The sequence below is a fragment of the Massilia sp. TS11 genome (assembly GCF_022012445.1).
Taxonomy (GTDB): domain Bacteria; phylum Pseudomonadota; class Gammaproteobacteria; order Burkholderiales; family Burkholderiaceae_D; genus Telluria.
In genome coordinates, this window is sequence record NZ_JAKLTS010000004.1 from 36,520 (window position 1) to 51,848 (window position 15,329).

At 66.8% G+C, this 15,329-nt stretch carries 11 protein-coding genes; 1 reads left to right on the top strand and 10 read right to left on the bottom strand.

What is annotated here, in order from left to right; translation table 11 throughout:
* Positions 1-153 precede the first annotated feature (153 nt).
* Genes LZ005_RS07335 through LZ005_RS07380 form a run of 10 tightly spaced genes read right to left on the bottom strand, consistent with a single transcriptional unit; the run spans position 154 to position 12,771 of the window.
* Positions 154-3,318, bottom strand: a complete 3,165-nt coding sequence (locus LZ005_RS07335; protein WP_237806207.1) for a hypothetical protein — start codon at positions 3,316-3,318, stop codon at positions 154-156.
* Positions 3,315-6,920 carry a baseplate J/gp47 family protein gene (locus LZ005_RS07340; RefSeq protein ID WP_237806209.1) on the bottom strand — a complete coding sequence of 1,202 codons (3,606 nt, stop codon included), beginning with the start codon at positions 6,918-6,920 and terminating at the stop codon, positions 3,315-3,317. The genes LZ005_RS07335 and LZ005_RS07340 overlap by 4 nt, the downstream gene beginning before the upstream one ends.
* The gene (locus tag LZ005_RS07345) at positions 6,901-7,335 is read right to left on the bottom strand and encodes a GPW/gp25 family protein (RefSeq protein ID WP_237806210.1); all 435 of its coding nucleotides are present in this window, start codon (positions 7,333-7,335) and stop codon (positions 6,901-6,903) included. Before LZ005_RS07345 ends, LZ005_RS07340 begins: the two co-directional genes overlap by 20 nt.
* Complete coding sequence (locus tag LZ005_RS07350; RefSeq protein WP_237806212.1) at positions 7,336-7,626, bottom strand: PAAR domain-containing protein; 291 nt, start codon at positions 7,624-7,626, stop codon at positions 7,336-7,338.
* A gap of 7 nt (positions 7,627-7,633) precedes the next feature.
* The gene (vgrG, locus tag LZ005_RS07355) at positions 7,634-9,427 is read right to left on the bottom strand and encodes a type VI secretion system tip protein VgrG (protein WP_237806214.1); all 1,794 of its coding nucleotides are present in this window, start codon (positions 9,425-9,427) and stop codon (positions 7,634-7,636) included.
* Positions 9,428-10,087, bottom strand: coding sequence for a hypothetical protein (locus LZ005_RS07360; RefSeq protein ID WP_237806216.1), 660 nt, complete (start codon positions 10,085-10,087; stop codon positions 9,428-9,430).
* Complete coding sequence (locus LZ005_RS07365; RefSeq protein ID WP_237806218.1) at positions 10,088-10,258, bottom strand: DUF5908 family protein; 171 nt, start codon at positions 10,256-10,258, stop codon at positions 10,088-10,090.
* A gap of 12 nt (positions 10,259-10,270) precedes the next feature.
* Entirely contained in the window at positions 10,271-10,750 is a 480-nt protein-coding gene (locus LZ005_RS07370; protein ID WP_237806220.1) for a phage tail protein, read from the bottom strand.
* A gap of 15 nt (positions 10,751-10,765) precedes the next feature.
* A complete protein-coding gene (locus tag LZ005_RS07375; protein ID WP_237806222.1) occupies positions 10,766-11,218 on the bottom strand; it encodes a phage tail protein in 453 nt (150 codons plus the stop codon).
* A 20-nt stretch (positions 11,219-11,238) separates the two neighbouring features.
* A complete protein-coding gene (locus LZ005_RS07380; RefSeq protein ID WP_237806224.1) occupies positions 11,239-12,771 on the bottom strand; it encodes a phage tail sheath C-terminal domain-containing protein in 1,533 nt (510 codons plus the stop codon).
* A 241-nt stretch (positions 12,772-13,012) separates the two neighbouring features.
* Here LZ005_RS07380 and LZ005_RS07385 point away from each other — a divergent pair, with 241 nt between their 5' ends.
* Positions 13,013-15,328 (top strand): hypothetical protein, encoded by a 2,316-nt coding sequence (locus LZ005_RS07385; RefSeq protein WP_237806226.1) that lies wholly within the window; start codon positions 13,013-13,015, stop codon positions 15,326-15,328.
* Position 15,329 lies beyond the last annotated feature (1 nt).

A 15,329-nucleotide genomic window follows, 5' to 3' on the forward strand; every position in this document is an offset into this window, starting at 1 on the left:
GGTTACGGGCTGCGCCGCAACGGCGGCATCCAGCGACTCGGCCAGCGCCGCCCGTGCGAAGCGGCTCACCGCCTCCTGGGCGGCACGCGCCAGCAGCACGTTGGGCGTGTCCAGTTCGAAGACGGTTCGACCTATGACGCTCATCGCCATGGCCTAGTCCTCCTGCGCGCGGTTGAGACCCGCGATGAAGGCGGCCAGCGCGGTATGCGCGTGCTGCCCGCCATCGGCCGGGCCGCAGCGGGCGGCAAGCCAGGCGCCGTGCAGTTGGTCGAAGGTCTGCATGCTTGTCTGGTCGAGCCAGTGCAGATCGAGCTGCAGATGAGCCGGGAAGTTCTCGGCCGCGACCTGCCAGGCAAACGCGCGAAACGCCGGGTCCTGAAAGCGCAGGGGCCAGTCCGGAAGCACCAGGCTGACCCGGTGGCGGTAGAAATGTGCGGCCTGATCCTCGCCGCGCCCCGTCTTCAGGTGCAGGTGCTCGATCGCGTGCAGGCGTTCGCCCGCGTAGGTGTGCTGGAGCGGATAAGCGCGGAAGAAGTCCTGTGCCGCCGCCTGCGCGCGTTCGGCCGCGGCCTGGTCGGGCGCCACATGCACTGTGCTGGGTGTGGCCGCGCCGGGCCAGCAGAACTGCAGCGCGTGGCCCCCATCCTGCGCCACGATGCGGTAATTGGCGGCTTCGGTCCCGTGCACGAGCAGTGCGCGCAGCACGGCCGGCTGGTCGGCCGTGAACTGCAGCCCGGCCGGCGGCGCCGCCGGCGCACTGCCATTGGCGGGATCGTGGTAGTGGTATGGAAGCGGCTGCGCCTCCTGCGTTGGAATGCCAAGCAGCAGGCAGATGCGCGACACGGGTCCCGACTGCACTGAGGACTGCTCGCCGCGGCTGCGCGCTCCGCCCAGCCAGTCGCCCAGTTCCACGTGCCGGGCCGAGGCCTCCGGCTCCTTGAATGGCGTCGCATAACGGGTCAGGAAAGTCTGCTTCCACTGCACCAGATCGCGCCCGATGGCGCGCTTGTCGTCGCCGGGACGGGGATCGAGGCGCACCAGGGCCAGGTCATCGAAACGCTCGCAGAACTGGGCCAGCAGGTGGTCCAGCACGCGGTTGCGGCGCAGCTCAAACGGGTCGTAGTCACGCACGGCGCGCGCCCAGCCCAGCGCGTAGTGGCGGATCCGCTCCGCATCCTCGCCCGCATCGGCCGCGCCACCGCCAGCCCCGTCGTCCGGCAGACGCTGGATCTGGCGCGCCTGCGCCGCTGTATCGCAGCACAGGCCCTGGATCAGCGCGCACAGGGCAGGAATCTGCTGCTCCGCTTCGGCCGCACTGGCAAAGTCCTGCGCACCGTCGGCAAACGGACGGCCATCGAGATCGGCCAACACCAGGCGCCAGCGCCGGCCCGGCAGCGCCTGCGCCCGGTAGCAGGCCCTGCGCGCGCCATAGCGCAGCAGCAGCACCACCCAGCGTTCCTGTCCGGCTGCCGTCAGCTCGCGCCCGGACAGCAGCAGCTGGCCCTGGGTATCGAGCAGGCGCACTTCGCGGTGGCCGCGCTCGGCCACGTCGAGCGCCTGGTCGGCTGCGTCCGGCGCCTGCTGCAGGCGCGCGACCAGCGCCGCCAGCGCCTGCACTCGCTCACCCGCTTCGGCCGCACTGGCATGGCGTCCGCCACCGAAAGCCAGCGGCTGTCCATGTTCGTCCTCCAGCCACAGGTGATGCTGCTGGCCGGGCAATTGGCGTACCTGATAATGGGCCGGATCGGCCCCGCGCGCCAGCATCTGGCGCCCTGCCGCTGCGGCCTCGGCGCGGGTGCCGTACTCGGAACTGCGCAGCATCGCCAGCCCGCCCTGATCGGGATCGCGCAGATGCGCCACGTAGCGCGCCGCTGCCGCCGCGGGCTGGCCGAGCGGCGCACGCGCCGGCGGCTGGGGCACGGCGCACAGGACATCGGCCATCGCTGGTGGCCCCTCAGGGCCGGCCAGCGACTGTGTGAAATAGCTGCGGTCGAGGTGGGGATCGAGCGAGAACAGGCGGCCGGCGCGGGCCAGCTGCTGCTGGGCGTCGGCCAGCCACTGCTCGAAGAACAGCAGGTAGGCTTTGAGCTGCTTGACCATCGCCAGGCGCGCCGTCTGCTCGGCGACATCATCGGCCGACGTGGTCTGCGGCAGCGCCAGGCCGGTCTCACCGAGGCCGTAAATGGCGGGGAACTGGCGCTGCACTGAAAAGTAGCGGGCGATGTCCTGCGCCTGCCCGGCAGGCGCCGGGCCATACGGCGCCAGACCAGCTTCGCTCACCGCCAGGCCGGCGGTGGGCGCGCTGCTCGCCAGGCGCTGGTCAAGCAGCTGCTGCACGCGCGCCAGATCCACGCTGACCGGTGCTCCCTGGCAGACCAGGGTGAAGGGCAGCGCCGTCAGCGGCGCAAACAGGCTGGGCGCCAGACGCGCCACCGCGCCCGCCGGAATCGCCGCGCTGCCGTTCAGCGCCTGGCCGCCGACCTGCGCCTGCAGGACCGGCAGCGACATCACGCCGCTCACGCCCAGCATGGCATTGGCCAGCTCGGACTGGGTCAGGCTGGTGCGCAAAGGCTGCAGCTGGCTGTCGGGCAGCAGTCCAAGCTGCAGCGGTGGCCCTTCGTAGATGGCTTCGGGCGGCAGACCGGCGGCCTGCGCCGCCTGCACACTGACGGCATGCAGGAAGGGCACCAGACAGCCCTGCAGCGCGAACAACAGGTCTGCCGCCAGCGCGTCGGCGTCCGCTTCGGGCGTGACCTCAACGGTCGCGTTGACGGCCACCTGACACAGGGCGAGCAGCGTGGGCGTGCCGCTCAGGTCCTCGCCCATATTCCGCTGCTCGGCATAACACTGGCGCGACTTGGAGATCAGCGCGCTGCAATCCTGGCTGGGATCGATGGCCTCGATCGCCAGCGTGTACTGCCCGTCCTGCGGCAGCACCCACAGATTGCGGAAGTTCGGCCACGACTCGCTGAGCGCGCGGTCGATGATCAGCTTGCGGTAGTCGGTGGCCGTCAGGGCATTGCAGGTGAGGATGCGCGGTCCCGGGAACAAGGTGCTGTAGCGGGCGCGCTCGGTCGGCGCCTGCTCGGCCAGGACATCGGCCACCGGGAAGTCGCAGCGGTAGCCCAGGTCGGTCAGCGCATAGCACAGGTTCTCCAGCACGGTGCGCCCCGGATCGTGTTCGTTGTAGTCGGTCCAGCTGGCGCCGGCCAGGGCCTGGACCGCGTCGATCCCCTGCTGCAGCAGCTGGGCGTAATCCATGCTGGGCAGCGGCGGCGGCGCGCGCACGATCTGCTGGTCGTCGCTGAGCAGACTCATGCTGCCTCCGCCATCGGATAGGGAATCGTCAGCGCATAAACCGGCGCAGCCGCCGTCGCCTGTGCCTGGGCCGGTGCCGCGTCGGGTGCGAGCGGCGCGGCCTGGAGCTGGCCGATCCGATGCTGGGCCGCCGGCACCAGCACCGACCATGGCGCCCGCGAGCGCGCCACTTCGCCTTCCTTGAGCAGCAGCGGATCACCAGCCGCCGCATCTTGCATGAAGGACTGCGCGACCGTCACCGGGCCCGCCTGCGCCACGTAGGCCTGGGCCCGCACCAGCGCCGCCACCCGGTCCACCGCCACCAGACCGCAGCCGATGTCGAGGCGCGCCGGATAGGGCGGCTGCGGCGCCAGGAAGCTGCAAAGCGTCGCATTCAGCTGGAGCGTGCAGGCCGCCGCATCGGCGCCCGCCACAAAGCGCACATCGACCTGCACGCACAGGCTTTCATAGGCGAGATTGCGCACGCAGACCGTATCGATGGCGGCGCTGCAGGAGCGCAGCAGCATCGCCGCGATGGCGGCCAGATCGGCCCGTTCGACCGCCGGCGCAGACTGCGGACTGGCGCTGCCATCCGGCGCCACGGCCACCATCACCTGGCCGGCCGGCACCTGGTAGGCCGCAGCAAAGGCAGCGCTGTTATTGGCGCCGATGCACTTGACCTGCCACAGGGCGCCGATCTGGTCCAACACCAGCTGCTCGTAGTCGCGCAGCTGGCTGGCGCGCTGTTTGTGGCGCAGCCGTTCGCTGACACGCGCCCGGTAACCGTCGACGGTCTCGGCGGCCGCCCCGCCCTGCCCCGGATAGGGCTGACTGACGGATTTGATCGCCGGCTGCGGCGTCAGCGGCGCCGTGATGCTGGCTGCCAGCAGCGGATGCGGCACGCCGCTCGCGCCGTCGTCCAGCTGCCGCGCGACGAACAGCGCCTGCGGCAGAATGGCCACGGTGTTCGGATAGGCCGCGGGCGCACGCGCAACGCTGGCCGCCAGCCAGAACAAGCCGCCCGGCATGGCCGTATTGGCCGTATCGGGCAGCGCCGGCAAACGCAGGCTGACCAGGCCCGAGGCGCCGAAGTCGCAGGTCTGCGAGCTCACGCTGTCGGGCGGCAGATCCTCCCAGACGTTGCCGGCCAGCCAGCGCCAGGCCACGGCCTGCTGGGCCGCCTGGTCGCGCGTCAGCGTGACAGCGGCCGTCGCAGACTCGCGCAAGGAGACATACAGGTTCAGGGTCTGCGCACCGGCGGCGCCGGCAATGCCCAGATAGAGATGGCCGTCCTCGCTCTCGGACGGGAACAGCGCCGGCGCCGCCTGGGTATTGAGCACATGGCCGAACGGGGTAAGCTGGCAAAGCTGGGCTGGCTGGCCCGGCGCGGCCACCAGCGTCAAGCTGTCGCTGGCCGTGTAATCGAGCGTGAGCGCCTTCACCATCGGAATGAAAGGTGGATTGGGCAGGGCCACGCCGGCCGGGGTGCCGCCCTTGCCAAACAATCCCTTGAGCCAGTTCCAGGCTTTGCTGAAGATGCCCGGATCATCGAACTCCTGCCTGGCGGCGGCAATCGCCTGCTGCGCAAACAGGGTCGGAAAGATCGCGCTGCCGAAACCATAGGCCGGCGCCGCCAGCTCCAGCTGCAGAGACTCGACCACCATCGGCGCGCTGCCGGCCGCCGGACTCAGATCGAGCGCATAGCTGTTGGTGCTGCTGTCAGGGCTGGCAAAAACGGGGATCGGCGTGCCGGCGGCGGGCGCGGTTGCGCCGCTGCTCAGGGGCGCCAACGGCCGCAGCGTTCCCGCGCCGCAGGCGCTGGCCGTGAACGTGAACACATCGTAGCTGAAGGCGTACGGCGTGTAGCCCGCGTAGTATTGGGTGAAGCGGTCGGCCGGCGCAGGCGTGGGCGCCGCTGCCGGTGCTGGCGCGGGTGCCGGCGCAGCCGTCACCAGCGGCAGATTCAGCCAGCTGACATGGAGCGTCGCCTGCTGCAGCGATTTGACGCCCAATTCCGGATGGCTGATCTGCAGGTACTGGCCGGGCAGCGGCACCGTGCCGAACATCGGGAACGGCTGCGCCGCCGCGATCGGTCCGGCGCCATTGGCCAAGCCAAGGCTGCGCAGGCCCGTCACCGTCACCGTGATCTGCACCGCCTGCAGCTGCGCGGGCGCGAGGAAGGAGTAGGCGTACAGCGGCGCCTGCGGATCGAGGCACAGGCGCAGCATCGGCCATGGACTGTTCAGGCCAGGCAGCAGAGCCGGATGGGCGACCACGGCTGCCTCGTTCGGCGCCAGCGTGAACTGCAGCAGCCATTGGTCGGCCACAGCGGTCGTGGCCAGCGTGAATCCGGCCGCCGGTGCGAACCAGCCCTTGCTTCCGCTCAGCGCCAGGGTGAAGGCGGCGCCCAAGGGCAAAGGATGCGCGGCGTCCGTCGCACCGGCCTGCTGGTAGGCCTGGGCCAGGGCATCGGCGCCCGGCGCCAGCGTCATCAGAACCTGCACGGTGCGGGTGCCCTCGCTCAGCATCAGGGCCGGTGCGCTCAGCACACTGCCCAGGATGGCCGCCGGTGCGGCCGGATTGCCGAAACTGGGCCAGCCCAGGCTCGGATCGGCCAGCGGTGCGCCCAGGCCGTCGGCCGAATCGGCGTACGGCGCGGCGCACACCGCGCTCACCCGTCCCTGGGAATCGCGCATCAGACACAGCGAGGCCAGCTGGCCGATACTGGCCTGATTGATGTCGGCCGCATGCGTGCTGGCGTAGACGATCGTCTTGCCATTCGCATCCTGGCCGGCCTTGAACGGCGTGCCCGCCGCCAGCCTCAGGCCAGCGCAGGTGGGCGCCAGGGACAGCACGATCAGCGCCCGATCGGGCTGCGCCGGACGCTGGGCGATGCCGAGCATCTCGCGGTAGTAGTAGTCGAGATAGCGCGCGGTGAAGCGATTCAGATCGTGGCGCGCCACTTCCAGCACACGCAGGAAAGCCAGCAGCAGGCCGGTGTGGGGAGGATGGGTGTCCTGCGTCAGGCTGTGTTCGAGCGCGCGCCGCGCCGCCGCCGCCAGATGGCGCCCGGACGCGCCGAATTGGGCCAGCGCCTGCTGCGCGCTGGGGGCCTGCTGCGGGACCGGGCTTGCCGGATCCGGATGCCAGACTTCCGCTAGCGCGCCCAGCTCCCAGCCCGTGGCCAGCTGGCCGGCGCCGCGCAGCGCCTGCAGCAGCGGCCCCAGGTGCTGACGGATCTGGTTCTGCAAGGTGGTGAACACGGCATTCGGCGCGCGCGTCAGCGCCCGCCCATTGTCGGTGTCGAGTTCACGATACCAGTTGTCGAGGCGCTCGACAAAGGCGCGCAGCGGGTCCGGGCCGGATGGCCGTTCCCCCGCTTCGAGCGCGATCTCGGCCATCAGAAAACAGGGATCGCTGGCGAGAAAAGGCGACCAGTCGCCATGCGCCTTGCCATCGAGTTCGATAAACGCCAGCAGGCGCGCGAAGCGGCGCGCCAGCGCCATCCGCTCGACCATGCCACGCTCGTCGAGGCGCACGCTCTCGGGCACCAGCGCCGGATGCAGCCGCTCGCGGCGGGTCAGCCCCCAGCCGCCGGCCGGCTTAGCCGATAGGGCGCACATTCGTGCCCTCCCCTTGCAGATAGAAGGGATACACCATGTTCGAGCGCGTGTTGGTCTGCAAGATGGTGTAGGTCAGGCCGATCTCCAGCAGGCCGTCGATCAGGGCCGAGGCGACGATCACGATATCGTCGACGGCGATGCGCGGCTCCCAGTTGAGGATGGCCTGGTTCAGGCGGGTCCTGATCTGCGCGAACAGGGTGCTGCTGGCCGCATCGAACACGAACTGCCCCAGGTCGGCGCCATATTCGGGCAGCATGACCCGCTCCTGGAGCATGGTGGTGAACAGGATCTGCAGGCTTTGCTGGATATCGGTATCGTCGCTCACCATGCGCACGCAGCCGCTGGCCCGGTCGAAGCTGGGCGGGAAGCTCCAGCCGCGGCCGAGAAAGTCGCCGGACGTCGCGCTGCGCGCCATTTAGCCCCCGATGATCACGGTAAAACAGCCGAGCAGGATCTTGCCGCCGTGCGCGGTCGTGTCGCCCATGCGCGCGGCCGGCTTCCCGCCGATCATGACGGTGCTCGATCCCTGCACGATCGTGTCCGGCGGGCCAACACAGACGAGGCTGTCGCCGAGCACGGCGGCCGGCAGCTTCCCGATCAACACCGTCGGTACGCAGGGGCCGATGGTCGGCCCGCCCACATGGGGCACGGGCCCGCTGGCCATCGGGCATTCGTGGAAATCGGTCAGGCGCGCGGCAAAGGGCATGGGAACCTCAATTGATCATGACCAGCGAGCCCTGCACGGCCGTCTCGCCGCTGGACGCGAGCTTGGCGCTGGCGTCGCCCTGCAGCGACAGGCTGGCACTGGCGCTGGCGCTCAGCATGGCGGCCTTGGCGCTCATCTGATTGGTGGCGGAGATCGCCACATTGGTGTCGGCCGTCATGCTGATCTCGGTCTTGGCGCTCATCGAGATCGCCGCACAGCTGTCGAGGCTGATGCCGGACGAGGACATCTTGATCGTGTTCTGGTTCGAATCGCTCAGGGTGATCGTGTTGTCCTGATCGCTCATCGTCATCACCTGCCCGCCCGGCGTGCGCACCACGATGACCTTGTTGACGTCGTCGAAAGTGATCTTCAGCTGGTTCTTGGTCACGATCGCCTTGTTGGTGTTCTGGGCGTCTGCGGCAAACGGCGGCGTATGGGCCTGGGCGTTGTACAGGCTGCCCAGCACAATCGGAAAGCGCGGATCGTCGTTCAAGAAACCGAGCACCACCTCATCGCCCACTTCGGGCACGAAAAAGATCCCGGCCTTGCTGGTGGCATAGGTGCTGGCCAGGCGTGCCCAGATGAAGTCGCCATTCTGGGCAATCACCGGCACCGCGACCTGGACCCGCGTTTCGCCGTCCGGGTCCTGGTCGATCTGCTTGACCACGCCCGTGACCAGCCCGGCCACGCCCGGCAGCAGGCCCGAGGCCGGCGCCGCTTCCACCGCTTCGGCCTCCTCCACGAACCAGCGCGGCGACAGGCCCATGCCGACTTCGGTACGCCAGTTGCCGCCCTCGATGCTGTGCTGGACGCTGGCGATGAAGGCATTGCCATTGAAGCGGTCGCCGCAGCCGGCGATCTCGATCAGGCCGCCTGGCTTGGGCGTCGCATTGCCGCGGAAGGACACTTTGCCGCGGATGCGCGCGAGCCGCGACTTGAGCAATTGGGCATTGGCCCAGCTGGTCAATTCCGGCGCCGGCTCCGGCACCGTGCTTTGCAGATTCACACCCGCCAGGCCGAGCGCCTTGGCCAGGTCCTGCCCGCTCAGATTGCCCTGCTCGTTGACACTCGGTTCGCTGGCGTTGACGCTGGCCAGCGCCTGGTTGGCGTAATCCCAGGCGCTGCAGCTCACTGACGGCAATTGCAGGCTGGCGTCGATCTCGGCATTGATTTCGTAGAGCGCATCGCCATAGCTGATCACCAGACCCGGCGTACCGTCCACCACCGGCGCCTGCACGGTCACGCTGCCGTCGTCCACCAGCACGATCTGGCCATTGACTTCGGCCCGCGCCACCAGGAAATCCCAGTCGGTGGCGTAGTAGCGCACGATCTCGTCGTGGGTGGCGGTGGTGGCGCTGACCTTGGGCGTCAGGCCGGCGCCGCTGATGATCTGGCTGAAGGCCTCGCTGTCGGACTTGCCGACATAGCCGCTCTTGCGCCCGATCGTGAGTTTGATCGCCTGATCGAAACAGGTCAGCACCAGATAGGACCTGCCGTCGGCCTTGACCTGGATCGCGTGGCGCACAATCACGCCGCTGAAGATGGCGCTGGTCTGGCCGTGGTAGCCGGCCGCAATCGTGATGCGCACGCCCGGCACCAGGGTCTGCGAGGACGAGATCGCAAAGGATTCGTCGGACAGGCTGCCATCATAGAGTTCGATGCGCGCACTGGCGATGCGGTTCACCTGCTTGAGCACGCGCAGCCGCGCCACCTGACAGCTGTCGGGCAAAGGCTGGCCATTGGCCTGCACCGTGAAGCTGACCTCGTCGGTCTTGCCGGCAAGCGGAGAGACGGGCGCCATCTACTTCTCCAGAGGCGGAAACAGAATGGTCGTACCAGGCCTGAGCTGGCGAAAATGGGCCAGACCGTTATAGGCCGCCACTCCCAGATAGTATTTGGTGTCGCCGTAAATCCGGGCGCACATTGCGGGCAGCGTGTCACCGGCCAGCACGGTGCGCGCGTGGGTCAGGTCCGGCGAACTTTTCTTCGCCATCTGCTCGATCTGGTTCGGCGACAGGTATTGCTCGAACTTGGCCGTCAGTTTGGCGCGGATCGGCGTACCGTCCGAGCGGAACATCTCGTAGTCGATGTCCAGGCTGGTCAGGCGGCAATAGAACTGCGCACCGCTGCCCCACACAAGTTCCAGATAATTCGGGCTGTGAATGCTGCCGTTGTAGTTGTAGGCGACGCTTTTGAAGTTTGCGATCTCGGTGGCCACGCTGCTGATGGCGGGCTGGGCGGCGCCGCTCGCATCCAGGTAGAAGGAACAGCTGAAGGTCTCCGGGTCGATCGTATAGAACTTGGTGGTCACCCCGGCCGCGTCGGTCGCATCGTTACGCGTGTACTGGGTCGCATGCTGGTGCTGGTAGCTCTCGGGATTGAGCTGCAGGGTATAGCTGCCCAGCTTCTGGGTGAAGGCATTGTCCGCATACGCGACGACCGTCAACTTCTTGAGCGACATTTAACGCTGCTCCCTTTGCGCCAGCTCGTCCATCACGCGCGCCAGGCAGGTCTGCACCAGCTCGCGTTCGAGGCGCTTCAAGGCCTCGGCCAGAGCCAGGGCCGAGACCGTTTCGCCGGGCGGCTGGCTGACGCTGGCCCGGATCACCAGTTCACGCACTTCGAGCGCCATGCGCTTCTCCTTTCAGCCGGCCGGCAGCGGCGGGACCGCGCCCGGCGCCTTGATGAAATAGGCATAGGCCAGTTCCAGCGTCTCGATCGCGATCGCGTTCTTTTCCGCGCTCATGTCCGATACCGTCCACTTGACCGGCCAGGCGTTCGTGAAATGCCAGGACATCACGGGCGAGCCGCTGGCGTTCAGCAGGGACAGGCTCAGGTCGTTGGGGACGATTGGGGCATCCAGATTCGACTCCAGGATCCCCTTGCACCAGTTGGCCAGGCCCGAGGTGGGCAGCAGGACCCCGCGCTTGAGGATCAGGTTGCCGTACTTGGCGCGCCCGGGCAGGCGATGGACGAAACTGTTCTCGCCGCCCTCCTTCAGTTCGAACACGTCGCGCTCGGCCGTCAGGCCCTGCACTTCGAGGAAGCTCGAATCGCCGTCCGTACCCAGCCCGATCAGCTGGACCGTGAAGTAGAAACTGACCGGGGGGTAGTAATCGCTCATCGCCGCCTGCCTGGCTTAGGGGTTGGCAATGGTCAGGCCTTCGTGCGCGACTTCGATCGTCTCGACCGCCACTTCGTTGCCGTCCGCCTTCAGATCGGTGCCGGTGATCTTGGTCGGCCAGGCATTGGCCAGGGTCCAGACCATGGTCGTGTTGCCGGTCTGATCGAGCAAGGCGATCGTCATCGGCGTGCGCGGCACCGTGTTCATCTTGATGGTGTCAAACCAGGCCCAGAAACGGTTGTCGTGCACGAAGATGCCCTTTTTCAGGGTCACATTGCCGAACTTGCGGATGCCCGGCATTTTGACGGTCGACCAGTTGGTCGAGTCGCCGGCCCGGTATTCGATCACCTGGGCCTCGATGTCCAGGCCGGACACCTCCTGGAACGAGACGGTCTGGCCGTTCATGGTCACCGAGAACTGGAACTTCGGTAGCGGCCAGATCTTCGGATCTTGGGTTTCACCTGCCATGCTTGATTCTCCTTAGTCGATCACGAAGTCTGCATCTGCTGCTGGAAGGTCAGCACGATGAATTCGGCCGGGCGCACCACCGCCACCTTGACCACCACATTCATCACGCCGTCGAGGATGTCCTGGCCGGTCATGGTCTGGCCCAGGCCGACCGCCACCGAATAGGCCTCGGCCGGCTTGGAGCCGACCAGGGCGCCGGCCTTCCATTGCAGGTTCAGGAAGTTGTTGATCGTCGCCGCCACGGCCACCCAGGTCACGCTGTCGTTCGCCTGGAACACGTAGGACTGCATCGCGTACTTGATCGACTGCTCGAGCATGATCATGGTGCGGCGCACGCTGATGTAGCGCCAGTCGTCGCTGTTGCCGGCCATCGTACGCGCGCCCCAGACCAGCAGGCCGTAATTGGGGAAGGTGCGGATGGCGTTCACGGCCAGGCCGTTGAGGGGCACATTCAACGCGCCCTGCTGGCTGTCGGACAGGGTCACGGCCGGCGACACGGCATTGATGATCGTCGTGTTGGCCGGCGCCTGGAACACGCCGAAGGTGTTGTCGATGCGCGTGTAGACACCGGCCATGGCGGCGGCCGGCGGCATCAGGTTCACGCTCGTCAGCAGATTATTGATCGTCTGCTGGTACAGGGGCGAGACGTTGTACACCGTCTGGTGCGTGCTCTTGACGGCGGTCGGTGTCTGTCCCGGCGCCACCCCATTCAGGATCAGGTTATAGGCCTGCAGCTTGTTCTGGTCGGTGAACAGGGTCGGGGCTTCGGCCTGCAGATCGCTCTGCAGCTGGCCGAGGCTGGCATCGGTGAACCAGGTGAAGTCGACCTGGTTCTTCGACACGACATTCGTGTTGATCCACGGGTAATAGGCGGCCCCGTACTTGTTGAAATCTTCACCCAGGCCATTGAGCGCGTAGAAGCCCGACTTGCCATCGGCGCCCTGGATCGGATCGGTGCTCGTCATATTCGGCGGGTAGTAGCCGTTCTGCACGTCGAAGATGGTGATCCGGCTCTGCATCTTATTGCAGTGCATGAGCGCTTCTTGCGAGATCTGCACCCAGTCGGCCGCGTCCAGCAGCATGGCATCGGGCATCACCAGCATGGTCGGCTCGGCGAATTGCTCCAGCACGGAAAACACCTGGGCGTAATCCTCGGCCGAGGGCGGATTGGCGATCGCGTTGGCATAGCTGCCAATCGACAGGATGTAGCAGTTGCCGCCGCCATTATTGAAGAACATCTGCATGCCATAGTACAGATTGAAGCGCGGCGAGCTGGCCGGCGCCTGGTAGGGCGGCGTCGCGGTCGACTTGCTCACATAGGTAAATTGCGGCTGCGGCGCGCCATTGGTCGATTTGCTCGGATCGGCGAAATACATCTGAAACTCCGCCATCGAGGAAATCGGCATCGGCACATTAGTCAGGTTTTGATTGCCGTTCTGTGCGTATTCCGTGTAGCCGATGAACACGGGAACCGCCGTTTGCACGGCGACGACGGAGCTGGAAAAGCCGTCAATTTCGTTGATATATACGCCCGGCGTGGTTGGTAATCCCATTATCGCTCCGCTCTCCCCTGTGAAAACATGCCGAATGACTGGCGCGGCAGGTGCCGCTTCAGTCGCCAGGACCGGCAGCGCCAGTCAAATGATGAAGGTCAATAATGCTCTCGTTTGCTGAGTCTAGGTCAGGCGATGTGCATTTTTCAATGTAGACAAAGCGAAACCTAGCAGAGTTGATAGGCGAATGGCACAAGGCGCAGCCCGCGTTTTAGCATCGCGATGCACAGACCAATCGACCATGCGCCGCACTCGCCACCCCCGCCCTCCGTCCAGCACCGATACCGAAGCAGCCAGCCACGCGCTCCCGGTACAGCTGGCCGACGGGCGCGCGCGCAGCGGGGCGCAGCAAGCCCTGCGCGCAGCCGTGCAGGATAGCCCTCGGCAGACCCGGATGCGCGCGCTGCGCAGCGTGGTCCAAGCCCAAGGCGGTTTGTCCACCGTACCGAAACAAGGGGTGGCGGCGCGCTCGAGCCTGGCGATGGATGGGCACGACCAGGCTGACAAACCGGGCGCCCTGCACACGCCAGCCCAGCCGCTGCGGACAGCCGCCGCCGGCGCCGCCGTGGTCCAATGCATCCACATCGTCAAAGACGGCAGCTACCGTCTGGCACGCAAGGACGAACTGGCGCAGGCCCAGGACACCGCAACGCTCGACGATGCAGCGCTCCAGGTCCTGCTGCTGGAGCTGCATGCAAGCGGCAAGCAGGATCTGGTCAAGCAGATCAGCCAGGAGCGCGAGGCGCTGGCCGCCAAGGACAAAAAAGGCAAAGGGCCGGCGCCGGCCGCGCCGCGCATGGACGAACTGCTCAAGCTGTCCGAGGCGATTGAAGCGCTGAAGAAGCAGCAGCCCGACCCGTCCAAGTTCAGCAAGAGCGAGCACGAAGCGGCGGCCCACATCGCCGAGTCTTTGCGCCACGTGCAAGCCTATGTCAGCGCCAATCCCAAGGCGCCCGAGGCCGGCTTGCTGCGCGATACAGCCGTGCACCTGGACCGCGAACTGCGCGCCGCCAGCGGGGGCGGCGGTGCGGCCGCCGACCAGCCCGTGTACGACCTGAACATCACAGCCCAGCACCGCACCGACTACCGCAACGAGATCCGGGCTCAGGGCACCTATGCCAGCCTGGGCGAAGGCAGCCACCTGGCCAACCGCATGAACATGCAGGTGCCGGTATTCATCATCGTCGACGGCCACTTCGTGCAGGTGGAGGTTCTGGGCCGCAACCACGCGCGTGTCGGCACCTGGGCTATCGTCCATCTTGGCAATCACTACGAGGCCGTGTCTGGCGTGAACAATGGCATGGCCGTCGGCCAGCAGACCGGCTGGGTACGCACAGCGCCCCATGGCGATTGCCTGTTCGAATCGCTGCTGGTAGTCCGCAACCGCGGCCGCCAGCCGCGCAACATGGCGACGCAGATCGAGCATATGCGCAGGCGCGTGGCTGCCGACATGAGCGACGCGGAAATCGACCACAACCTGCAAGAGATGATCTTGTTCGGCAATCTCGGACGCGCCGGCCCCAAGACCCAGAAGCTGGTCGGCGAGCGGCGCCAGGCGGCCGAGGCCAAATCCGACGAGCTGAACACCATCAAACGCGCCGATGCCGGCGCCATCGATCACGAATTCGGCATCCTCGCCAAGATGCCGGGCGGGATCGGCCAGTACAAGCTCGATGGCGTCAAGCGCGCCTACCTCGATGCGCGCGCCAAGGCCTGGGACGCCGACGAGACGATTGCCGCTTACCGAGAACTGCGTGAGGCGATGGCCATCGCGATCGAGGCCTACAACCACATCCATGGCGCCGACAGCTTTCAGCAGGCCAACAAAGGGGCCGATGTACAGAACCGCCTGACCGAAAAACACTGGGTCGACCGCTTGCAGCAAGCCAAAGGCGCCAGCGCGGTCCAGGCCATCGAGGCGCATGACTATTGGGAAAAAGGCGGCTCTGCCAAAGGGGCGCCGCGGCGGCTGGAAGATATCCTGACCGTTGTTGGCCCTGCTCTGCTGAACGATCTGAAGAAGGCCGGCAGCAAATCGAAGGAGCAGCTCAAGCTCTATCGCTCCATGAGCTACGAGGAAGCCCAGGGCATCATGGACTGGTTCAAGCACAAGAAGACCAATACCGAGGCCTTGATCGCCAAAGGGGGCGCCAAGGCCGGCGTCTTCCACGGACTAGCCGCCGACGAGAAGAATGGCATCGGCATCATGCCCGTTCGAAACCACATGGGCGACCGTGATCAGGCCGAATACTACTACCGGCCGAAGAAGAACGCGATGGTCGAATTCACCCTGAAGCCGGGCGCCCACGACATCATGTTCACCCCCGCCTATCTGGCTGTGGCGCGCGCCGGGCGGGGCGCCAATCGCGCCATGGTCGAGATGCAAGGGTCGAGTTCGAACTATCCGGCCGCCTCGATCCACGAGGGCGGCCTGGGCGGCTATATCGGCGTAAAGGCGGAAGCCCAGGGCGACTTCAGCCTCGGCGTCGGCGTCAACGACGCCTCGCGTCTGCTCTTGCAGTTGCTCGTTGAGAGCGTGAGGATCGTGGGCAATTAGT